20 protein-coding genes and 1 pseudogene are annotated in these 20,743 nt (G+C 41.9%); 12 read left to right on the top strand and 9 right to left on the bottom strand.

Annotation, left to right across the window (positions count from 1 at the left end; translation table 11 throughout):
* Nucleotides 1–297: pseudogene (locus BUA59_RS19955) on the bottom strand (transposase); the annotation flags it as partial.
* 336 nt (nucleotides 298–633) lie between these two features.
* Here BUA59_RS19955 and BUA59_RS19950 point away from each other — a divergent pair.
* Genes BUA59_RS19950 through BUA59_RS19940 form a run of 3 tightly spaced genes read left to right on the top strand, consistent with a single transcriptional unit; the run spans nucleotide 634 to nucleotide 1,412 of the window.
* Nucleotides 634–891, top strand: a complete 258-nt coding sequence (locus BUA59_RS19950) for a type II toxin-antitoxin system Phd/YefM family antitoxin (RefSeq protein ID WP_012069454.1) — start codon at nucleotides 634–636, stop codon at nucleotides 889–891.
* Nucleotides 879–1,190, top strand: a complete 312-nt coding sequence (locus BUA59_RS19945; RefSeq protein ID WP_072841483.1) for a type II toxin-antitoxin system RelE/ParE family toxin — start codon at nucleotides 879–881, stop codon at nucleotides 1,188–1,190. Before BUA59_RS19950 ends, BUA59_RS19945 begins: the two co-directional genes overlap by 13 nt.
* Before the next feature lie 12 nt (nucleotides 1,191–1,202).
* Nucleotides 1,203–1,412 (top strand): BrnA antitoxin family protein, encoded by a 210-nt coding sequence (locus BUA59_RS19940; protein ID WP_072841482.1) that lies wholly within the window; start codon nucleotides 1,203–1,205, stop codon nucleotides 1,410–1,412.
* Nucleotides 1,413–1,532: 120 nt separating this feature from the next.
* On the opposite strand, the gene BUA59_RS19935 is transcribed toward BUA59_RS19940, so the two are convergent.
* Nucleotides 1,533–2,414, bottom strand: a complete 882-nt coding sequence (locus tag BUA59_RS19935; RefSeq protein WP_072841480.1) for an SDR family oxidoreductase — start codon at nucleotides 2,412–2,414, stop codon at nucleotides 1,533–1,535.
* 93 nt (nucleotides 2,415–2,507) lie between these two features.
* On the opposite strand from BUA59_RS19935, the gene BUA59_RS19930 reads away from it, so the two are divergent.
* Nucleotides 2,508–3,116 carry a TetR/AcrR family transcriptional regulator gene (locus BUA59_RS19930; RefSeq protein ID WP_084122582.1) on the top strand — a complete coding sequence of 203 codons (609 nt, stop codon included), beginning with the start codon at nucleotides 2,508–2,510 and terminating at the stop codon, nucleotides 3,114–3,116.
* Between the two features lie 132 nt (nucleotides 3,117–3,248).
* Here BUA59_RS19930 and BUA59_RS19925 read toward each other — a convergent pair whose 3' ends face one another.
* Entirely contained in the window at nucleotides 3,249–4,334 is a 1,086-nt protein-coding gene (locus tag BUA59_RS19925) for a DUF3549 family protein (protein ID WP_072841479.1), read from the bottom strand.
* 117 nt (nucleotides 4,335–4,451) lie between these two features.
* On the opposite strand from BUA59_RS19925, the gene BUA59_RS19920 reads away from it, so the two are divergent.
* The 5 genes from BUA59_RS19920 to can all read left to right on the top strand — a co-directional run bounded on the left by BUA59_RS19920 (nucleotide 4,452) and on the right by can (nucleotide 9,310).
* Complete coding sequence (locus BUA59_RS19920; RefSeq protein ID WP_072841478.1) at nucleotides 4,452–4,793, top strand: YqcC family protein; 342 nt, start codon at nucleotides 4,452–4,454, stop codon at nucleotides 4,791–4,793.
* Nucleotides 4,790–5,653: a DUF1853 family protein gene (locus BUA59_RS19915; RefSeq protein ID WP_072841476.1), complete on the top strand. Its 864-nt coding sequence runs from the start codon at nucleotides 4,790–4,792 to the stop codon at nucleotides 5,651–5,653. Before BUA59_RS19920 ends, BUA59_RS19915 begins: the two co-directional genes overlap by 4 nt.
* 67 nt (nucleotides 5,654–5,720) lie before the next feature.
* The gene (locus BUA59_RS19910; RefSeq protein ID WP_072841474.1) at nucleotides 5,721–7,700 is read left to right on the top strand and encodes a putative bifunctional diguanylate cyclase/phosphodiesterase; all 1,980 of its coding nucleotides are present in this window, start codon (nucleotides 5,721–5,723) and stop codon (nucleotides 7,698–7,700) included.
* Between the two features lie 127 nt (nucleotides 7,701–7,827).
* Complete coding sequence (locus tag BUA59_RS19905; protein ID WP_072841472.1) at nucleotides 7,828–8,685, top strand: putative RNA methyltransferase; 858 nt, start codon at nucleotides 7,828–7,830, stop codon at nucleotides 8,683–8,685.
* The gene (gene can / locus BUA59_RS19900; protein WP_072841470.1) at nucleotides 8,678–9,310 is read left to right on the top strand and encodes a carbonate dehydratase; all 633 of its coding nucleotides are present in this window, start codon (nucleotides 8,678–8,680) and stop codon (nucleotides 9,308–9,310) included. Before BUA59_RS19905 ends, can begins: the two co-directional genes overlap by 8 nt.
* A gap of 126 nt (nucleotides 9,311–9,436) precedes the next feature.
* Here can and BUA59_RS19895 read toward each other — a convergent pair whose 3' ends face one another.
* Both BUA59_RS19895 and BUA59_RS19890 read right to left on the bottom strand, forming a co-directional pair.
* Nucleotides 9,437–10,390 (bottom strand): LysR family transcriptional regulator, encoded by a 954-nt coding sequence (locus BUA59_RS19895; protein ID WP_012069462.1) that lies wholly within the window; start codon nucleotides 10,388–10,390, stop codon nucleotides 9,437–9,439.
* Between the two features lie 239 nt (nucleotides 10,391–10,629).
* Nucleotides 10,630–11,814, bottom strand: a complete 1,185-nt coding sequence (locus BUA59_RS19890; protein WP_072841468.1) for an AGE family epimerase/isomerase — start codon at nucleotides 11,812–11,814, stop codon at nucleotides 10,630–10,632.
* 222 nt (nucleotides 11,815–12,036) lie between these two features.
* On the opposite strand from BUA59_RS19890, the gene BUA59_RS19885 reads away from it, so the two are divergent.
* Together BUA59_RS19885 and BUA59_RS19880 are read left to right on the top strand one after the other, a co-directional pair.
* Nucleotides 12,037–13,251, top strand: a complete 1,215-nt coding sequence (locus BUA59_RS19885; RefSeq protein WP_072841466.1) for an ROK family transcriptional regulator — start codon at nucleotides 12,037–12,039, stop codon at nucleotides 13,249–13,251.
* A 35-nt stretch (nucleotides 13,252–13,286) separates the two neighbouring features.
* Nucleotides 13,287–14,783 (top strand): TyrR/PhhR family helix-turn-helix DNA-binding protein, encoded by a 1,497-nt coding sequence (locus BUA59_RS19880; RefSeq protein ID WP_072841464.1) that lies wholly within the window; start codon nucleotides 13,287–13,289, stop codon nucleotides 14,781–14,783.
* A gap of 56 nt (nucleotides 14,784–14,839) precedes the next feature.
* Here BUA59_RS19880 and BUA59_RS23935 read toward each other — a convergent pair whose 3' ends face one another.
* The 4 genes from BUA59_RS23935 to BUA59_RS19865 all read right to left on the bottom strand — a co-directional run bounded on the left by BUA59_RS23935 (nucleotide 14,840) and on the right by BUA59_RS19865 (nucleotide 19,166).
* Complete coding sequence (locus tag BUA59_RS23935) at nucleotides 14,840–15,001, bottom strand: hypothetical protein (protein WP_157789920.1); 162 nt, start codon at nucleotides 14,999–15,001, stop codon at nucleotides 14,840–14,842.
* 212 nt (nucleotides 15,002–15,213) lie between these two features.
* Complete coding sequence (locus BUA59_RS19875; protein ID WP_072841463.1) at nucleotides 15,214–16,035, bottom strand: HAD family hydrolase; 822 nt, start codon at nucleotides 16,033–16,035, stop codon at nucleotides 15,214–15,216.
* Between the two features lie 63 nt (nucleotides 16,036–16,098).
* Nucleotides 16,099–17,511 (bottom strand): sigma-54-dependent transcriptional regulator, encoded by a 1,413-nt coding sequence (locus BUA59_RS19870; RefSeq protein WP_072841461.1) that lies wholly within the window; start codon nucleotides 17,509–17,511, stop codon nucleotides 16,099–16,101.
* 14 nt (nucleotides 17,512–17,525) lie between these two features.
* Nucleotides 17,526–19,166: a transporter substrate-binding domain-containing protein gene (locus BUA59_RS19865; protein ID WP_245813204.1), complete on the bottom strand. Its 1,641-nt coding sequence runs from the start codon at nucleotides 19,164–19,166 to the stop codon at nucleotides 17,526–17,528.
* Nucleotides 19,167–19,666: 500 nt separating this feature from the next.
* On the opposite strand from BUA59_RS19865, the gene BUA59_RS19860 reads away from it, so the two are divergent.
* The gene (locus BUA59_RS19860) at nucleotides 19,667–20,638 is read left to right on the top strand and encodes a TAXI family TRAP transporter solute-binding subunit (RefSeq protein ID WP_012069469.1); all 972 of its coding nucleotides are present in this window, start codon (nucleotides 19,667–19,669) and stop codon (nucleotides 20,636–20,638) included.
* Nucleotides 20,639–20,743: the final 105 nt, after the last annotated feature.

The raw sequence follows: 20,743 nt of genomic DNA, 5'->3' as shown, positions 1-20,743 counted from the left end.
CACGAACAAAGGCGTACTTTACTCTGGGTTGTTGGCAAAGTACCTTGCTGCCTTTTTTAAAATGTCACGCTCCTCCGTGATTCGTCGCAGTTCGGACTTTAGTCGTGCGTTCTCAGAGACCAAATCAAGATCTTCTGATGATTGAGGTTGCGGCTCTCCAAACTTCTTGATCCAGGCATATAAACTGTGGGTGGTCGTATCGAGCCGTTGAGCGACTTCAGAGACAGAATAACCCCGCTCTGTCACTTGTTTAACCGCTTCTCTTTTGAACTCTTCAGGGTAACGTTTGGACTTCATAAAAAACACCTCTTGATTAACTAGATTTTAACGTTAATGGGTGTCTAGTAAAGTCTGGGAAGTCCAGAGAGCTGTTCTTAGAGATGCTACAGCCTTTATGGGAACGTTATCCTGAGCTTAGGTTAGGCCAAAAGAAATGGATGGAATTTACGAGGTAAACCCTCAAATACACGAATCATATTTTTACAAGCCAGATGAAAATACATAACAAGCACATGAAAAATCGCCAACAAAAAGCGTGGGCTGGACTCGCTACTGCTCGCCTTTTATGTGGGCATTAGTTCTTTTTAAATTGGAGTGATACTATAGTGATACATTTTAATCTGAGGTGTCGCTATGAGAACCGAAGTCGTTACTACATTAAAGAGGCAGGCAACGAAGCTGCTTGCTGACTTGCGTGAGTCAAAAGAGCCTATTCTCATAACCGAGCATGGTCAGCCATCAGCTTATTTGCTTGATGTTGCTGATTACGAGTTGATGGTGGAACGGATGAAGATCTTGGAAGGTATTGCGAAGGGCGAGCAGGCCATCCGTGAAGGTCGAACAATGGATATGTCGCAAGCCAAAGAGAAAATGAGTAAATGGCTCAAATAATTTGGACTGAGCCAGCACTGGATAATCTGAATGATATTGCCGAGTATATTGCAGTGAGTAATCCGTACGCTGCGAGGCAATTAGTAGAAAATGTTTTCAGTAAGGTGCAGAGACTCGAACAATTTCCTGACTCCGGTAGAATCCCTGAAGAAATTTCGACTCTAAATTATCGAGAAGTGGTAGTGAATCCTTGCCGTGTTTTCTACAAAGTTGATAACGATTCAGTCTATATCCTTCATCTGTTGAGGCAAGAAAGAGATTTACGCAAGTATTTACTGTCTACTACGGATGAAAACTAGAGGATTATCGCTATGCGTGATCATTATGATTTTTCACATTCAGTCAAAAACCCTTACGCTAAAAAGCTTAAGAAGCAGGTCACGATAAGGCTTGATGAAGATACTGTTGAGTATTTTAAGGCTTTGGCAGATGACAAGGGCATTCCTTATCAAAGTTTAATTAACCTGTATCTAAGGGATTGTGCGCAGTCACGCCGTGACTTGAAGATAGCATGGCAGTAAGCCATTTTATGCACTTTAAACATCGGAGTCTGTCGCATTTTTGTATTCAACTGCCACAGACTCCATTCTTTCCGTTACTAACTAATTAGGCGCAGCCTCGTTTGCCTCTAATGACGGAACTTATACGTCAGCGCCGCCTAGGACCTTGTCTAGTTGCATTTCTGTTAAAACACGGTCTTGGATAGGTTGTTTCGCGGCGTTAATTTCATCAACTCCCCAAACTAAGCCAACAGGTGTGCGTGTTGGGCGTTTACCGACAGGCATGTCTGCTAGGGCTAAATAAGCGTCTACGACCATTTGTGGATTAGGTGCTTGATCGCTCTGCATAAATTTACCGAATTCTTCGAACATGGCAGCAGGGATGTTTGCCAATTCACCGTAGCTGTCCAAAATGTCTGTGCGTGACGGTTGTTGTCCTGACGCACTTAGGCCTGTTGGGAAGGGGCCTGGTTGTACGATGGCGACATCGATACCGAATGGTGCTACTTCGTAGCGTAAACCTTGAAGGTAGCCTTCTAGTGCGTGTTTGGTTGCGGCGTAGGTAGAGAAATACGGTGCCGAAATTTGGCCAACCATGGATGAGGTGTTGATGATAAGGCCAGACTTAGCGTCACGCATCGCAGGTAAAACGGCTTGTATAGTGCGCATAGCGCCATAGTAGTTGGTTTCCATTTGCTCCCGAGCTTGGTCAATACTAAATGCTTCGGTAATACCAAGATACATTACGCCCGCATTGTTTAGCAAAACATCAATTTTGCCCGCTTGCTCCAGCACACTTGCCATGGCCGTTTTGACCGATTCGTCGTTGGTCACATCCATATCGACGACATGGATAGAATCGCTATACGCTTCCAGCTCTGCTTTAACTGCAGAATTTTTACCTTCTGGGCCTCGCATGGTGGCGAACACTTGGTAGCCTTTATCGGCAAAATCTTTTACTGATTTTTGACCAAAGCCACTGCTGCTTCCTGTAATAACGATGCTTTTTTTTGTGTTGCTCATTTTTCTTTCCTATTCGGTTTGCTAATTAAATACCAGTCGGTACAATAAGCGTAAATGTACAGTCTGTCAAATTAAAGTACCAGGTGGTATAAAATGAGTTTGAATCCAAGTAAGCCTTCAAGAGGGCGACCAAAGACCCTAGATCGTGAACATGTTTTGGATGTGGCAATGGCGTCTTATTGGAAAGAGGACATAGGTAATTTGTCTCTTAATGAAATCTGTAGGCGATGTGATATATCGAAGCCTGGCCTTTATCGTGAATTTTTGAACGAAGATGGTTTGATGAAAGCCGTCATTCTTAAGTATCACCAAGAGGTGCTAAGTCCTGTTCAGCAGATGTTGAGCACGGATGCAGCGTTTCGAGAGACGCTTGATAATCTAGTATTATTTGCCGCTTCGATAAATGATAGTCAAGGGGCTCCGAAAGGATGTCTGTTGATAAAAATGCGTGAAGCGCAGATGCATTTAGGTGAAGCGACACGAGCACAAATTGATTTGATTCAAGAACAAGCAATAGCGACTTATAAGAAATGGGTAGAGCGTTCAAAGGCCAAAGGTGAATTTACTGCCGATATGTCAGCAGAGTTTGCTGCCAGTTATATCGATGCACAGCTAAGTCATGCTTCGTCACAGCTTGCACGAGGTGAAGATCCGCAGTTGGTTAAGCGCATACTGATGGCGGCCCTTTCTATCTTGAAGTAAGTATCTACGAGCTTAGTAAGATGAATGTTGTGTTGGTCATTTAGACATAATTGAGAAACCAGAGTCGGTAGCGTCTTGCTATTTCAGACGCTCCAGACTCCAGTCTTGTTATTTCAAACGACGCTCAATCAATCACTGGACGGATGTGGGTGTCTGTGTGAATAAATAACTTACCGCTTGGGCCAGTTTCGGGCTGACGTGGCCGCTGCGCAGGAGTGTCCAAAGGGGTTGTTTGGCTTCAGGGTGTTGGCTCAGTTCGGCGGCGATTTGTCTGAAAGCGATGTAGCCGTCTTCTCGGTGCGCCAGTTTTTCCATGATAATACGCAGTAGCTGTGGGTTTTGACCAAGCCAATGGGGGCATTTTGCGGCGAGGGCAGCGATAGGGTGAAGGTCGTCGTCTTTGCATTCAGTCAGACTGCCAAGTAAACCAAACAGCGGTAATAATAGCGTGTCGTTTAAATCAGCTCTTGATAAGGCACGTAGATAGCTTGCTTGCATGAGAGCATCTTGCTCGTTTTGCAGTTTTTCAATCAAGGTATCTTGCAATTGGCTAGGTAGAACCTCGTGCTCAAGAGCATGACATAAGGCGCTAACAACAGGCTTGGCGGCTTGTTGAATGGCTTTTTGTGTCATTGCTTGGTATTTGTCTTCGTCAACTCTGGCGGCCAGTTCTGCTATGCCTTGCAGTCCTAGTGTTTGCCAGCTGTCGTCTGCTTGGTTTAAATCTGATGAGAGGTATTTCACAACGTCGTCGAAGTAGTGCGACGGTGCTTTGTGTAGGTTTTTGCCTAGAATGGCATGCAAGCTCGCCATGCGTTCTTGGTCTGGCTTGAATGCATAAGGGCTGTCTTCAAGGGCTTCTGATAAACCTGCTTCTTCGCCTTTGTGCAGTATTTTATCGACGATGCTTTTGATGAAGTGATCGCGGGTGCCAAGGTTTAGGCAGCCAGCTTCGTCTAGCGGTAATTTAATAAACCAAATCACACCTTGATCAATGATGTCTTCTTTTTTGGCTTTTTTGCCTTGTTGGCTTCCCATGTTTAATAAGCAGGCCAGCCAAGCATGTTGGCGGAATGGGAAAGGGTAGGTTTGTTGTTTACGGTCGAACTGCACCGCTTGTTGTGGTGTGATTTTGGTGATGTTGCGTCCTAGGTCGAAGTAGCTTACATCACAACCGACCATATCAAATAAGTCAGACAAAGATTCTATTTTGTTCATGATAAAGTTTTGGCTCTTGTTGCCGCTTTTATTGGCGCTCTATATTGTCTGTAAAGGCGCAATTATGCGTGTAAATAAAAATACGTTATATTACCGTTTTTCAAAGGAGAAAGCAGGTTGAAAAAAGCCTTTTCTGACCATCATTTGTTAGCCGATTTATTGATGGACTTGCAAATGGCAATGCAAGATTGCGATGTTTGGCAATGTGAAGAACCAACAAAAGACGCGTTACAAAGTTCAGAACCTTTTTGTATTGATACCATGAGATTCGAGCAATGGTTACGTTTTGTGATGATAGAACGCTTTAAAACTATGTTGGCAACAGGAAGTGATTTGCCTGTACGTTGTCATATTTCTCCCATGGCGGAGGAAGCTTTTAAGGATAAACCACACGCTAAAGTTCGCCATATAGTCACATGCTTAAACCGCATTGATCAGCATCTAAGTGGTACTTTGTGATATCAAATCGGGTTCATCACCCATTGGTTAAAGATCTTGCTTGGCTGGTGGAAGGGCATTATATCGAGCGTGATTTTGATCTTCAGCCTTATTGGGTTGCGGATGTGAATGGGCGTTTGTTAATGCTGGACCAGGATCCAGAGTCTCTTGTAACTGCAATGGCAGCTTGTAAATCCCATTTTCTTGGTAGTTATTTTGAGACGTTATTTTCGTTTGCGATAGCGCATTTATCACATTTAAAAATACATTTGGAGCATTTTCAAATTGTAAATGAAGGGAAAACGTTGGGTGAAGTAGACATGTTGGTTGAAACGCCTAATGGTGAGCTTCATCAATTCGAAATAGCGATTAAGTTTTATTTAGAAAGGCCGGATCTTTTTCCTCATGATTGGATCGGGCCAAACAAGAATGACAGTTTATTAAAGAAGGTCACGAGAGCTAGAGAGCATCAGTTACAGATCTTGCAAACGGAAGAAGGGATTTCAGCAATTGAAGGAGTTGCTAAAGGTCGGCATCCTATTTCCAATCTCTTGGTTTTTGGTCGCTTGTATTCTGCTTTAAATAGTAAAGAGGAGGTTGATGCGTGGCTTAAGCAGAGTGATCGTGGCGGTTGGATTCGTGTGTCTAATATTGATTTACTCATGCCATTTTTTTCAGGTTTTTTAATCTTACAAAAGCCCCACTGGTTGTCGGCGCCCAACATAAATGATAATTTTCCTTTCAATTCTCTACAATCTGCCTACAATCTTGTAGGCGAATTCCTACTTGATGATCGTCCTCGTCATGTGTTTATTAGGTCGGCTCTTTATAAAACAGACCAAATACATCGAAATGTGTTTATTGTGCCTGATTCATGGTGAGAGATTCGACAGAGTCTAAACCCAAAATCTATAAAATGTATTTTATTATTAGTAGTGTTTAAAACAAATGACCGATTTATCTACATTGCTGCATCGTAAGATGCCATTAGCTGCTTGGATTATAGACATAGAGCAATCAAGCGTGCCATGGTGTAATGAAGCGGCAGAAGTTCTATTAATGGACTCTTTGAGTGACATTAAATCGGGCCAACGTGTTATTGGGTCTGAGTTAAAAAGTCGCTTGGCTTTGTATTTAAAAGAGCTTGAGGTAGGAAAAACACTTCCCTTCAAATGGCCGTTCGTTTCAAAAGATGGTACACATTATAATGTACGCGGATCTGTTATTTCTTTAGGTGGTGCGCGTAAGGGATTATCGGTCGAGGCACATCCAGTCTCGGCGCCTCGTATTTCAGTAGAAAACTCTCATTCCAGTCTTCTTTCACATTTTACAACCTTATCTTTCGCTGTTTTTGAACAAAATGGCATTTATCTAGAAGCCAGCAAATGCTTTACAGAGCAATTTGGTGACATCGAGCATGTACGAGATTTATTTGCTGTAGCTGGTGCTGCTAACAGCTTTATTAGTCGTTTGGCTCAACGAGAAAGTATGTCTCAAGATATAAGGCTTTCTACTAAAAACGGGGTTCGTTGGCATAAGATTGAAGTGTCGCATCAGCTTAAGACAAATGTTGTTTATTTGTTAACCCACGATATCCAAGAAGAAAGAGATCACGAAGTAGCGCTTTATCGACTGAATAATTACGATGGCTTAACTCATTTACCGAATAGAAACTTGCTGTATCAGCAGTTAGAAAGTGCGCTGGTGAATGCTCGTAAACGTCATCGTCAATTTGGTCTTTTGTATTTGGATTTGGATGGTTTCAAAGTTATTAATGATAACTTCGGTCACCGAGTCGGTGATGAGCTTATTCAACGAGTCGCAGAACGCATAAAAGGTAGTATTCCCTCGGGTGCTTGTTTGTATCGGTTGGGGGGCGATGAATTTGTGGTGGTATTGGAAAATACCAATGAAATTGAAGAACTAGAAAGCATTGCTCGAAGTATCATGCAAAATGCAAGTAATACCTATCCTGTAGCAAAAATGGAAATGATGATTACCGCGAGTATTGGTATTGCAAGCTATCCTCAGCATGCCGATGACGTAGATAATTTGCTCAAAAATGCTGATGCAGCCATGTATCGTGCTAAGTCTACTGGACACAACATGTATTGTGTTTATGAAGATCATATGGCCGACAATATTAATGCGCATTTGACATTGGGCGGTGGCTTACGAAAGGCGATAGAAGAAGAGCAATTTATCCTTCATTATCAGCCGAAGATTAGGCTTCCTGATGAAGTCGTAGTAGGTGCTGAAGCTTTGATTCGATGGGTTCATCCAGAACTTGGAATGATCAGCCCAGATCAATTTATTCCCCTAGCAGAAGAGAGTGGTTTGATTCTTCCTTTGGGTGAATGGGTTATTCGAAGAGCCTGTCGTCAGCTGCAAGAATGGCGTGAAGCTGGTTTGGATCCTATTAAGCTCTCGGTTAATTTGTCTAGTCGTCAATTTATGCAAGCAGATTTGGTTGATATGGTGCAAAGAGCACTGGAAGAAACCGGTGTTGATCCTAAGTATCTTGAGCTCGAATTAACAGAAAGTATGTTGATGGCGGATGCTCAGCAATCAATTGAAAAGTTACATAGCTTCCGTAAGTTGGGACTGACGCTGTCTATTGATGATTTTGGCACTGGCTATTCATCACTTGCATACTTGAAAAAATTCCCAATACAAACTCTAAAAATAGATAGATCTTTTATTCATGATTTAGGTTTGGATTGTGATAACGATGCCATCGTGAAAGCCACTATTGCGATGGCGAATAGTTTAAATTTAAAGGTAATCGCCGAGGGTGTGGAAAACCGTTCACAAATCGATGTCTTAAATGGTTACGATTGCCAAGAAGTGCAAGGTTATTTGTTCTCTAAACCGTTATCCAGTGATGACTTTCTTATGTATCTGAAAGCTCACGGTGTGATGGCTTAGGCACTAGAAATTAAAATGAAACGTTGAAATAAGAAAGCTTTATGGCGTTGGATTTTTTAATGTTCTGCTTGCTGTTAATAGGTTATTCTCCTTGCTCAAGCGCCAATTAATAAACTATGGGTACACTGTGTCGACGCTCGAAAACCTTTCTTGTCCGATAGATGCCGCACTGCTCACTCGTAATGAACGAGTCTTAACGTGCGAACATGGACACACCTATGACTTAGCCAAAACGGGCTACGTTAATCTTCTTCCCGTACAAAACAAACGTTCTAAAGACCCAGGTGATAGCAAAGAGATGGTCGCCGCACGGCAAGCCTTCTTAAATCAGCAGCACTACTTTCCCATTGTTAGCGCGATTTTATCTTCTTGGCCAAAAGATCATTTAGTTAATGGTGTTCGAATTCTCGATGCTGGTTGTGGTGAAGGTTATTATCTTAGTGAAATTGGTAAGGCTTTAAGTAATCAAGGTATTAGTGCCGAGCGCACTGGTCTTGATATTTCAAAGTGGGCCATTGTCGCTGCTAGTAAACGTGACAAAGCGGTGAGTTGGTTAGTTGGTAGTAATGCGAGCTTACCAGCGCCAGATGAGCGTTATGATGTTGTATTGTGTCTGTTTGGATTTCCAGTCTTTAAAGAGTTTTCTCGGGTGCTCAGTGAAGAGGGCTTGATGTTGCTGGTAGAGTCCGGCCCAAATCATCTAATCGAATTACGTAAAATACTTTATCCATCGATTCACGATTACAAACAAACTTTTTCTGAGGGTGTAGCGGATTTCGAGTTAGTTTTGGAACAAGCAGAAACCTTTACTTTTAGCCTAGATTCGCAAGAAAAAATTCAAGATTTATTAAGTATGACACCTCATATTCATAAGGCGTCGTACGAAGGTCGAGAAGCTGTAAAACTGCTCGATTCTATCATCCTCACTGCGGACATTAAGCTTCGCTGGTATCGAAAGAAAATTAAGGAAGTGAATCATGTCTAGCCATTTAGATGACCTTTTTAATAAAAACAGAGAGTGGGCTGCTAAAGTAACCGCTGAAGATCCAGAGTTTTTTTCAACGTTATCAAAGCAGCAGCAACCTGAATATCTCTGGATTGGTTGTGCAGACAGCCGAGTTCCTGCTAACCAGATTGTCGATTTATTGCCCGGTGAAGTTTTTGTTCACCGTAATATTGCTAATGTTGTGGTGCACACAGATTTAAACTGCTTGTCGGTTATTCAATTCGCGGTTGATGTGTTAAAAGTGAAGCACATTATGGTGGTTGGTCATTATGGTTGTGGTGGCATTAAAGCCGCAATGGGCACTGAAGAGCACGGTATGATAGATAACTGGTTGCGTCACATTAAAGACGTATACCGTTTACACAGAGGCGAATTGGACGCGATAGAAGATGAGCACACTCGTTTTGATCGCATGTGTGAACTGAATGTGGTTGAGCAGGTTGCCAACGTTTGCCAGAGTAGTATTGTGCAAAATGCTTGGAAAATTGGTCAAGAATTGCATGTGCACGGTTGGTGCTACAGCATCGAAGATGGTCATATTACCGACCTGAAGCGAACAGTATCTAGTGCGCAAGAGTCGCTTGAGCAAATGAATAACATGTAAAAACTAAGTTGGCGGTACATCGCGAACTTTCTTTAAAAGCAAAAAAACGAGCCATGTGCTCGTTTTTTTATTGTCAGTCACTTTTGCTGTCTTCTAGATACTATAGAAGGCATCTAGAGTAGAGAGCTACAGGTTGTTGTTTTCGGCAATAGTGCGAGCGCAACCGGCAATAGTAGAACGTAGCCAAATATGGCCTGGATCGTGTTGTAGTAATGGGCTCCACAGCATTTTTAGTTCTACTGGTGGAATGTCAAACGGCGGAGGTAAAACAACAACGCTAGTGTTGTCTTTCATCAAGCGAGTCGCTAATGACGGCAAGGTAGCAATTAAACCAAGCTGTTCTGTGGCGCGCATGGCGACATTGTAGTTACGAGTAAACAAGCGAATGTTGCGTTTAAAGCCTAAGTCCGCCAGTGAACCATCTACCCAGCCTAGTTTTTGAACTTCTTCTGGTTGAATGCCAACGCCTACGCCAAAACCTGTTTTACTCACCCAAACGTGAGGTGAAGCAAGATAGGTTTCTAGCGAAAAGTTTTTAGCAATCTCTGAATCAGCGGGAACCAAACAAGAGAAATGATCAACCCAAACCGATTTTTGGTGAAAGGATTGTGGTAAGACATCGAAGCGGTTGATGACCAAATCGACTTTGCCTTTTTCAACATCATGAAAGCTAACATCGCTTGGATTCATCACATCAAGTATGACATTTGGTGCTTCGGCTTGGAGCTTTTTCATTAATGGTGGAATTAGTGTGGCTTCGGCGTAATCACTGGCCATAATGCGAAAAACACGAGAGCTGGATTCTGCTTCAAAGCTTTGTCCTAGGTGTAGAACTTCATCAACCGATTGTAAGATACTTTGAACACGTGGCTGCAATTGAATAGCCAGAGCAGTTGGCATCATGCCATCGCTGGTTCTGACTAATAGTGGGTCATGAAATAGATCTCTTAAGCGTCTTAGCCCGTTGCTCATCGCTGGCTGCGTAATGCCTAGCTGATTTGCGGCGTGGGTTACATTTTGCTCCCGTAGTAAGGAGTCTAAATAACGAAGTAAGTTAAGATCTATTTTATCTAACTGCATAAGGGAAGGGGCCCATGTCCACTAATCGTAGGGGCTGCATCATACTTCATTTTGCCAATAAATAGAATGAGACCTTTGCATGACTACTGTGCTTGCCAATACTTTGTTAAAAATAGACTCAAAATGCTCATTTATAGCCCATAAACTCTGCTTTTTCGTCTATTTTACCTTGGCTTTGCTCGTGACATCGTGCAAAGGTCTCAGAATGATAACCCTTACGTTAGTGAGGCATTATGAGGTTACTTGGCGAGTTGCTCTATAACTTCATAGCAAGCGCCCATGGTGTGATAGTCTGTTTTGCCTGCTGGGCTCTTGCAGTCATCGAAGGCTTTATTATCTTGAGTTAGAATTCTAAACCAAGCGCCGTATTGATGGTCGATCATGTGGGACCAGCTGTATTGCCAAAGTTGTTGGTATTTATCCCAATAATGCTCTTCTTTGGTGGCGAGGGCTAACATAGCCGCAGCTGCGAATGATTCAGCTTGAACCCAAAAATACTTGTCACCGTCGCAAATATTGCCTTTTGGATCGTAGCCGTAACAAAGGCCGCCGTTGGTTTCATCCCAAGATTTTTTCCACGCTGAGTTGAATAGTTTTTGAGCCGTTGGAACCAGCCAGTCTAGTGGCGAACGTTGGTTGATCAAAAGTAGCAATTTGGCCCATTCTGTCTGGTGGCCGGGTTGAAATCCCCAAGGGCGGAATAAGTGTTTTGGGTCAGCTTTGTTGTAGTCCCAGTCAACTTGCCAATCCATCGTGTAGTGTTCCCAAATTTCCCCACCAGCGAGAGCCGCTTGGCGCAAGCAAATGTTATGGGCTAGCAATGTCGCGCGCTCAAGATAATGAGGCTCTTGTGTGGCGTCGTAAGCAGCAAGCAGTGCTTCGCAGCTGTGCATGTTGGCATTTTGACCTCGATAAGGTGAAACATCTTGCCAGTCGCAGGATATCTCATCTTTGTATAAACCAAACTCAGCATCCCAAAAATGTTTTTCCATGGTTTCGAAAGTTTCTTGAATCCATGGTTTTGCTTCTTCTACTCCGGCTTTATAGGCAGTTGCATAAGCGAGCATAACAAAGGCAAAGCCATAGCAGTGGTTGGTTTCATCAAGATTTTTGTCTTTGTTTAGCAACCAAACATAACCACCATTTTCTCGGCGATGACGATTTCTCAAATAGCTTAAGCCGTGACGTGTCGTCTCTAAATACTCGGCTTTGCCTTCTGCTTGATACGCTTTTGCGTAATTGAAAACGAAACGTGTACTGCTGACCAAGTGCCGAGTATCTGTATCGTAAATGTCGCCATTGTCTTTGAAGAATTGAAAAAAACCACCCGCAGGGTCAATACAGTTTGGGTGATAGAATTGCATTGTTGATTGGATGTGGTCTTTTAAAAAAGCGGTAGATGTAAACTCTGGAAAAGAAGGCATGATTTCGTCCTTTGCTTTGGCTCTACTGTATAATGCGAGCCTTTTTATTTTTGTTTAAGTTGTTTATAAGATCTAATACTGATTTCTCATCTTAATGGGTTATATTATTAAATCAATTAGATTTATTAAATGAGGGCTATCCTTTGATGTCTTTGCGTAATGTCACTAGCGCAGTAGAGAAAATGTTCCTAGTTTACGGGCTCAATATGAGAGTAGGGTTATATGAAATCGTCAGGTAGTACTTCTGAACAAAGCCGCATTTACAATGAACGTATTATTCTTCATTTAGTTCGACAGCATCCCGAAATTTCCCGAGTGAAGATTGCTGAGCAAACGGGGTTGAGTGCTCAGACGATTTCCGTGATCACGTCATCTTTGCTTGAAAGACAATTGCTACAAGTCGACGGCAAAGTAAAAGGCCGTCGTGGTCAGCCTTCAATAAAACTTAGTATCAACAAAAAAGGCGCTTATGGCTTAGGTATTAATGTTGATCGCGACCATATCAGTGCTGCTCTGCTTGATTTTAGTGGCGAATGTGTTTTGTTGTTAGAACGAATAGTGTCTTTTCCCACCGAAAACTTGGCGAAGAAAATCGCTCAAGATCTAATTGAAGAAGTGAAAACAACGTTAGGTGAGGACTGGAGCAAGGTTCAAGGAATTGGTCTGGCAAGACCCGACTATATGGATTCTTGGCTAGAAACCTTGGTGACGGACTCTGACCAAAGAGCGGATTTGAGCAATCTAAAAGCTGCCTTGGCTTATTGGCAATCGGATGCGTTTGAATCTTGGCTGACGGATTTAACCGGCGTGCCATGCTTCTGCGAAAACGACGCTGTTGCCGCGGCGACCAGTGAGTTGTTGCTGGCGTCTGTTGCACCACAGCGTGACTTCTTTTATCTCTTCGTCAGTACCGCTTGCGGCGGGAGTTTTGTGGCCAATGGCGAGTGTTACTTTGGTGCTCACGGAAAAGCCGGTAGCTTTGGTTTAATTCCTACCGCCACAGGAAAGCATGGCAAATGGATTCTTGAGGCCTTGTCATTGTCTTCCTTGCGTCGTTTTTTTGCTGATAAGCAAATTCAATGGCCTTCGACTGATGATCTGTGGCTTGAACCTCAATACACTACACTTATCGAACAATGGGCGAGCGAGGTGGCGTTTGAAGTGACTCCAGCTTTGGCTTCTGTTGTTGCTTTATACGATCCAGAAGCGATATTGATTGGTGGTCGTTTGCCGCCGCTAGTACTGGCAGCGTTAATTATTTGTATCGAAAATGCGTTAACAGCACACAGTATGCTGCCTTTGCCTGCGATTCGTATTGCTCAAACGGGTCATACCGCTGGTGTTTTGGGTGCGGCAGTTTTGCCTTTGTATGGAACCTTTGCACCACAGCAAAACCTATTATTGCTAAGTTCAAAATCCGCTGTTTCAGTCTCTTAAAAAGAGAGCTAAAGAGAAAATCTAAGAGAGAACTAATGAGATTAGAAATACAATGTGAAGACAGGATAGGTATGGTACGAGAAGCCCTCGACCTATTTATTCCTCATGGTATCGATATGCGCTTAGTGGAAGTGGATACCAAGCGACGTTGTATTTATTGTGGCTTTTCCGATATACCTTTCTCAAAACTACAGCAGTTATTGGCTGATATTCGTCGCTTAGACAGTGTTGAAGATGTCAAAACCGTGATGTTTACGCCATCTGAAAGAGAGCACAATGCCCTTTATACTTTGTTAGAAGCCTTACCTGATGGTGTGATTTCGGTCGATTTGAAAGGCAATATCACCATGGTGACGGAGCTTGCTGCGGAAGATTTGAATGTGCCCGTGTTGAATCTGCTACATAAACCGGTTCAGCAGTTTATCAAAGGAATTAATGTTTCCAAAGATGCATGGGCGAATCCACGAGATGGCATGAGTAAACGGATTCGTATTCGCAACAAAACCTTATTGCTGGAAATGAAGCCGATTTTTGTCAGTGACGACGAAGGTGTTACCAATCCTGCTGGCACTGTGATTTATCTGAAATCTAAAACACGTTTGGATCGTCAAGCTGAGAGCCTAAAGCAAGCACCAGACGCGGAAAATTATTTAGAAAACTATTTCCGACCAGCAGTGATGAAAAGTGAAGCAATGAGACGAACATTGCTTCAAGCCAAAGCGTTTGCCGAAGTGCCAATGCCTTTGTTGGTTCAAGGTGAGGTTGGTACGGGCAAGAGAGACTTGGTCGACGCGTTATTTCAGTATTGGCAAAAGCATCAGGGAGACAGGGAGGCTCAACTGATTGTTCGTCACGCGCGAGAATTAGTCAGAGAAGATATTAACAAGCTAGATAAAATGTCGGGTTGGTTTGTTATTGAAGATATTGAATGTCTTGATGAGCAGGTACAGTTAGATCTGGCCAGTTGGTTGTCTCGTCATCCTGGAGAAAGTACCAGTCTTGATAGTAATGTTCGTTTGGTCAGTTTATCTTCGCTAAGTCAAAAGCAGCTTAGTAATAGCGAGACATTAAATAAAACACTGTATTTCGCTTTGGCAACGTTAGCGCTAGCTATGCCATCGCTTCGAGATCGCAAAGAGGATATAGAAGGACTTATTCAGCAAGTAATATCAGCTCAGGCTGAACGTTATCGTTTGCCCGTGCCTTCTATTTCAAAAGGCGCTTTAACCAAGTTGGCTTTATATTCTTGGCCGGGTAATTTGAAAGAGTTACAAAATACTTGCTTACAAACCTTACTGACAATCAAAGACAAAGAGTGGCAAGCTGAAGATATCCTGTTACCAGAAAACAATTACATGGTAGACATGGCTTTGATTGATGATTCGTTGGAAGTGACAGTGAAGCAATGGGAAGCTGAATTATTGAAGCGGCTTTATCCCAGTTTCCCAAGTACAAGGCGACTAGCCAAGGCGGTTGGTATGAGTCACAGTGCAATTGCGAACAAACTAAAAGAGTACGAGATAAATACATAAATGCCAGATTGAAAAGGTTTCAATCTGGCAAATAGATAGAATGGAGAAAGGGTTATTTAGTATGGGCGTCTATGACGTGGTACTGGACGACGTACTTCTTCGCGCTCAATCTTGATTGGTTGCAGCTTTGTTTTCGGTTGAGCAGTGTTTTTCTGGATATTGGCTACCAAGAAAGCAATTGCTGCGCAGGCAGCGACGAATAACAAAAATTCAAACATGGCATTTCTCCAAACTAATTATTCTTTTAACAATCATGGTTCAAAATGATCGTTGGGTAAAGGCATTTATGTTGTCTTTTGGTTAATGAGGTGTTTTCACTATTACCTTACTCGTAACGTCGTGTAAATATCTCAATCAGAATGATAAAACAGCTCATCCCTACATCTATTAATGGAGGAAGATAAATTTTAATCAACCCCTACATGGAAGATTACAAGTTGTACCTTTTTCTTAGATACCTTGCTACGCCATCTTCATCATGATGACCAATGACATCGGTAGCAGCATCTTTCACATGGACTAATGCGTTATCGGTTGCAAAGGCTTCATCTGAAGCAGAGAACATAGATAGATCATTGTCTCCATCTCCAAATACTACCAACCTTTCGGCACCAATTTCTGCTTTTAGTTCCATCAATGCAGAACCTTTACACACATTACTGTGGTGTATGTCTAACCAAAATGCGTCAGGGTTGTAAATGCCGCCACCTGAGTAGGCGGTTAAGTGACTGTGTTTTTGGCTATCTAGGACAATTTTTTCAATAAACTCAGGTCGACCCATCGCACTAATGTTGGTGATTCTTGCGCTATGAGATAGCTCTGCTATTGGGTGAAGGCTCATGTTTTTATGATTGCCCAGCTCATTGGCTATGTGATCGCTCAAATGCCCTGTCAGCGGTGAATGGTAAACCCTGTGTGAACCATCGTCTTCTAGGCAGAAGATAAAAGGCGTAACTTCGTTTTCTTCAAAAGAAGTAAGAAGCTCTGATATATGGCTTTGTGACAGCAGGTTACGATGACGGTAAAGGTTTTGTTGTGGATCCCACCATTCAACCCCGTTTTTGAAGATCTGCCAGTTAGGAAATTCATGGCCTTCAATGCAAGGCATGGCGGCAAAGTGCGTGCGGCCAGTCGCGACTGTGTAGAAAACCCCTGCGGCTTTTAAACGTTCAAGGGTGTCTAGCGTGTAGTCAGAAAGGCGTTGATGCCGATTCAGTAGGGTTCCGTCTAGATCAAATGCTACTAATTCCATAATCACCTCATATGTATGGTTATAGACTATCGCATTGCCTTAGCTGAATATTCAAGTGCCTTTTTAGTTTCTGTGTTGGCTTTCTTTCATGTTTTTTAATCGTTTACTCAGTGCAGGCTGAGAAATTCCGAGCATTCTTGCTGCTAATGATTGGTTATTGCTTGCTCTTTTCATTGCTTCTTCGACTAATAAATCTGCCATGTTGCTTAGAGTTGGTAACTGAGTATTGGTTGGAAACTGGACCTGACTTTCCGTGAAAACTAAATGATTATCTTTGTTTAAAAGTGGCTCGAAAGGTGCGCAATTGAGTTTGTTTGATGTACTTTGGCTAACTGCGTCATACACTAGTGCTTTTAGTTCGCGGGCATTACCAGGAAAAGTGTACTGAGATAAACTTACAGATAAACTTTTTGGTGCAGTTAAAGCTGGTTTATTCATTTCTTCACAAGCTGATTTGATAAAGTGATCAATTAATAAAGGAAGATCAGCTAAACGCTCTCTTAGTGGTGGTATGTTGACCATATGGGTTTTTAAGCGAAAGAATAAATCTTTTCGAAATTTGCCTTCAGCTTGTAGCTCTTCTAATTTTTGATGTGTAGCGACTACTATCCTTGCTTCCATTCTTTTTGGTTTATCACTTCCAACTGGATAATATTCACCTTCTTGTAGAAGCCGCAGAAGCTTAATCTGAGAGGCCAAGCTTAAGTCACCAATCTCATCAAGGAATAGCGTACCATTTGCAGCTTTTTCGACTAGCCCTAGTCGTGTTTTGTCTGCGCCTGTGAAGGCACCACGAGAGTGGCCAAAGAGTGTATCTGCAAATACGTTGTCATCTACTCCAGCTACGTTGACACTCACTAGTGGGCCTGAACAGTTGCTTAATTCGTGAATGACATTAGCGATTAACTCTTTACCGACACCACTTTCACCTGAAATTAAAACTGGCTGGCGTGTGCTAGCGATAGACTCGATATAACGAAAAACTGACCACATTACTTGATCTGAAGTGATGATTTTTGAAAAGATATCAGGTCTTTCTAATTCATTGGATAGAATTTGTGAACGCAAAGCTTGATTTTCTAGAGTGAGTTCTTGGGTATGAATTGCCCGTTTTAAGCCATCTAAAATTTGATTTTGATCCGAGGTTTTTACAAAATAATCGAATGCTCCTTGTTTTACGCACTCTACCGCTGAATCTACTTGGTTTACCCCGCTTATAATGATGACACACACATTAGGGTATTCTTCTTTTAACCATGACAATACTTTTTGACCTGAAATTCTCGGCATGGTGAGATCCAATAAAACCAAACCAACATCTTCCTTCTCCATGAGTGAGGGGACTAGGCTTGGATCTGAACATGTCATTAAATTATTATACCCTTGTCTTTCTAATGTTAATGACATGCTTCTAAGAAAAGCGACTTCATCATCAACTAATAAAATCTTAAATTGAGGGTAGAGATTATATTTCATGAAAGGCTCTTATTTTATATAGATGGTTCTGAGTGAACGGTATTGATAAAAGTGCCTTCCATTGCATCATTTGGCTTATAAATGGGGAAAGAAACAGTGACGCTGGTGCCTTTATTTAACTCAGAATCAAAAGCTAATGTACCATGATGTGCTTTTATGATAGCAGAAGAAACAGACAAGCCTAGTCCTGTCCCGCCTTGCTCTCTTTTTGTTGTGAAGAATGGGTCTGTTAAACGCAGAATGTTGGCTGGATCAATACCTCGCCCTTCATCCTCAATAACAAGAAGAACCTCTTTTTCATCTAAGCTCTGAGTGGTGGTGACCCGAATGGCTTCTGTGCGTTTTTCAACTGCGTCGCAAGCATTGATTATTAGGTTAATGATAACTTGTTCTACCCGTTGAGCACTTCCGATAATAATTGGATTGCGTTTATCTAAGTACAGTTCAAAATCATCTGTAGTGTTTCGAATAGTCGTATCTACCAAGCGAATAGCGGTAGATACGACTTCATTGAGGTTCACTTCTTGAGTTATTTCATTTGGTTCTTCACGAGCAAAATCTTTTAAATCATTCACTATGTTTCGAATTCTTAAGGTGCTTTGATCCATTTCGTCTAATAAATATGGTAACTCCTGACTCAAGCGATCAAATCTAAGGCCCGCTAATGAAAAATTCGGATCTTCTTTCGCGTATTGAGCTAGATAGGGTAGAGCATCTTCCCAAGCTGATTTTAGAATAGGAAGATTAAGCATAAGCAAGCCTGTTGGGTTGTTGATTTCGTGTGCCACACCGGACACAAGCACTCCTAATGACGCCATTTTATCGGCTTGTATAAGCTGTTCTTGCTGTGCTTTTAATTGGGAAGACCGCTTTTCAACTTCTTTTCGCAGCATAGCATTCCATATACCTATGGCGCCGATTGCCAACAATAAAGCGATAATAATATAGGCTGCGTATAATCCTAATTCTTTCCATGGGAAGGACGACTGCTGTAATGCTCCAAACCATTTCTCATGAATTTTTTGTTGCTGGCCGGTATTTCTAAGGATAGCTAAGCCTTCATTGAAAATAGCAATTAGCTCTTCATTTTTTTGCAAAGCACCATAACTTAAACGTTGACCTGAAATTGGGCTAGCTATGGCATGAATATTATTAAGCTTCATCTCTTTGCTTAGATAAAGACTGGGAGAATTTGCTGTCAATGCGTAATCATGTTTACCAGAAGCAAGTAAGCGTAACGCTTCTTCATGTGTTTTAACGGGAATGATGACGGCTTGAATATTATTATCAAGAAGGTACTCATGCATGATGCTAGCATTTTGAATCATTACTTCTTTGTTTTTAAGTTGCGAAACATCATCGATTGAAGGAGAGTTTTTGCGGGCGAATATTGAGTAATTAATTATAGAGTGTGGAGAAGAGAAGAGAATGTTCTGCGCTCGTTCATCTGAGTAAGCTATTCCTTGAAGGATGTCAAAATGACCAGAGTGCAAGCCTTTTAATATGCTTTGCCAATCTGCCATTTCGATTTCGACATGAACGCCCATTACTTCCGCAATGGCTTTTGTTAACTCAACGGTATAACCCGTTGGTTCTCCATCTTCGCCAGCAAATTCGTAAGGTGGGAAGTTGTAGTCAGCTCCTACTGAAATCACTCTTTTCCCAGAATGCCATGTAGAGCTATCCTCTGCGGATAGCTCACTAGAAAGCGTTGCTAGGCTTAAAAAAAAACAAAGCAAAGAGGCCAGCGTGCGTGTTTTTGAAAGGCTCGGCATGTAGAGAAAATCTTCTTTTATTAATGTTATTAAGGCGAATACTAACGGTATCGGCTCAATAAAAAAAGCTTGGAAAATGGAATTGGAAAAGGCAAAGGGCTTAATTTATTGAGTGATATAACAAAAGTTATATCCATAGCTTTTGTTATTAAGTGCATTGAATGTGCTTGTTTTACATGGTTTAACTGACAATTTCTTTGCACTTCTAATTTCTCTATAACTTAAGTTATAGATTTTAGTAACAAGTAAATAGTCGTATTTATTGAGTTATTTTATTATTTATCAATAACTTAGGTTTTTATTTGAAACTTGGCATTTAATTTGCGATTAGGTCCTCGCTACATGACATTATTTTAAATACCGGAATGCTTGAGGATTCTATGATAATTAAAAAAACACTATTTAAAGCTTTGCTTGTACCTGCTATTGCAGGCGCTTCCATGTTATCTATGGCGGACACTCAGTTTGTATCGATTGGTACTGGTGGTGTAACAGGTGTTTATTACCCTGCAGGCGGCTCTATCTGCCGTATGTTAAACAAGGATCGTAAAGAGCATGGTATTCGTTGCTCTGTCGAGTCGACTGGCGGCTCTGGTTACAACGTAAACAGTATCCGTTCTGGCGAGTTGGAGTTCGGTGTTGCTCAATCAGATGTTCAAACGGCAGCGTTAGAAGGGACAGGTCAGTTCGAGGGTAATCCTTTCCCTGAATTGCGTTCTGTTTTTTCTTTGCACCCTGAGCCTATTCACTTAATGGCTCGTGCAGATTCAGGTATCAAAACATTTGATGACCTTGCTGGTAAGCGTGTAAATATTGGTAATCCAGGTTCAGGTAATCGTTCTATGATGGAACTATTAATGGCTGAAAAAGGTTGGACGACAGAAGACTTTTCTATTGCTGCAGAGTTAAAAGCGTCTGAGCAAGCACAAGGTATTTGTGATGATAAATTTGATGTGACCATCTACGTATCTGGTCTCCCAAATGGTGTTGCACAAGAAGCAACAACTACTTGTGACGTCAAGTTGATCCCAATGACTGATCCTGCATCACTTGCGGTTATTCAAAAGAACAGTGCATTTTCACAAGCGGTTATTCCTGCTGGTATGTACACTGGAAACGACCAAGATGTTCTAACATTTGGACCTAAAGCAACGATTGTTACGTCAGCAAATGTATCTGATGAAGCGGTTTATCAACTAACTAAATCCGTCTTTGAAAATCTAGATTCTTTCAAGCGATTACACCCTGCGTTTGCTCGCCTAGAGCCACTTGAAATGGTTCACACATCACTTGTGGCGCCATTACATCCAGGTGCTGTCCGTTATTACCGTGAAAACGGCTACATCAAGTAAGTATCTCTTTGCATGAATTTTCATGCACCTTGAATGAAGCACCAGTCTTTTGACTGGTGCTTTTTGAGTTTTGCAATGAGTCGACACTGTGAAGTGTGTGACTAG

The organism is Marinomonas polaris DSM 16579, assembly GCF_900129155.1.
In the GTDB taxonomy this organism is placed as follows: domain Bacteria; phylum Pseudomonadota; class Gammaproteobacteria; order Pseudomonadales; family Marinomonadaceae; genus Marinomonas; species Marinomonas polaris.
This window is presented reverse-complemented; position numbering and strand designations above follow the sequence as displayed.

Bases quoted from the DNA above. Each gene is read 5' to 3' on its own strand.
- BUA59_RS19950 (WP_012069454.1), top strand. From the start codon at position 634: ATGAGAACCGAAGTCGTTACTACATTAAAGAGGCAGGCAACGAAGCTG.
- BUA59_RS19945 (WP_072841483.1), top strand. From the start codon at position 879: ATGGCTCAAATAATTTGGACTGAGCCAGCACTGGATAATCTGAATGAT.
- BUA59_RS19940 (WP_072841482.1), top strand. From the start codon at position 1,203: ATGCGTGATCATTATGATTTTTCACATTCAGTCAAAAACCCTTACGCT.
- BUA59_RS19935 (WP_072841480.1), bottom strand. From the start codon at position 2,414: ATGAGCAACACAAAAAAAAGCATCGTTATTACAGGAAGCAGCAGTGGC.
- BUA59_RS19930 (WP_084122582.1), top strand. From the start codon at position 2,508: ATGAGTTTGAATCCAAGTAAGCCTTCAAGAGGGCGACCAAAGACCCTA.
- BUA59_RS19925 (WP_072841479.1), bottom strand. From the start codon at position 4,334: ATGAACAAAATAGAATCTTTGTCTGACTTATTTGATATGGTCGGTTGT.
- BUA59_RS19910 (WP_072841474.1), top strand. From the start codon at position 5,721: ATGACCGATTTATCTACATTGCTGCATCGTAAGATGCCATTAGCTGCT.
- can (WP_072841470.1), top strand. From the start codon at position 8,678: ATGTCTAGCCATTTAGATGACCTTTTTAATAAAAACAGAGAGTGGGCT.
- BUA59_RS19895 (WP_012069462.1), bottom strand. From the start codon at position 10,390: ATGCAGTTAGATAAAATAGATCTTAACTTACTTCGTTATTTAGACTCC.
- BUA59_RS19890 (WP_072841468.1), bottom strand. From the start codon at position 11,814: ATGCCTTCTTTTCCAGAGTTTACATCTACCGCTTTTTTAAAAGACCAC.
- BUA59_RS19885 (WP_072841466.1), top strand. From the start codon at position 12,037: ATGAAATCGTCAGGTAGTACTTCTGAACAAAGCCGCATTTACAATGAA.
- BUA59_RS19880 (WP_072841464.1), top strand. From the start codon at position 13,287: ATGAGATTAGAAATACAATGTGAAGACAGGATAGGTATGGTACGAGAA.
- BUA59_RS23935 (WP_157789920.1), bottom strand. From the start codon at position 15,001: ATGTTTGAATTTTTGTTATTCGTCGCTGCCTGCGCAGCAATTGCTTTC.
- BUA59_RS19875 (WP_072841463.1), bottom strand. From the start codon at position 16,035: ATGGAATTAGTAGCATTTGATCTAGACGGAACCCTACTGAATCGGCAT.
- BUA59_RS19870 (WP_072841461.1), bottom strand. From the start codon at position 17,511: ATGAAATATAATCTCTACCCTCAATTTAAGATTTTATTAGTTGATGAT.
- BUA59_RS19860 (WP_012069469.1), top strand. From the start codon at position 19,667: ATGATAATTAAAAAAACACTATTTAAAGCTTTGCTTGTACCTGCTATT.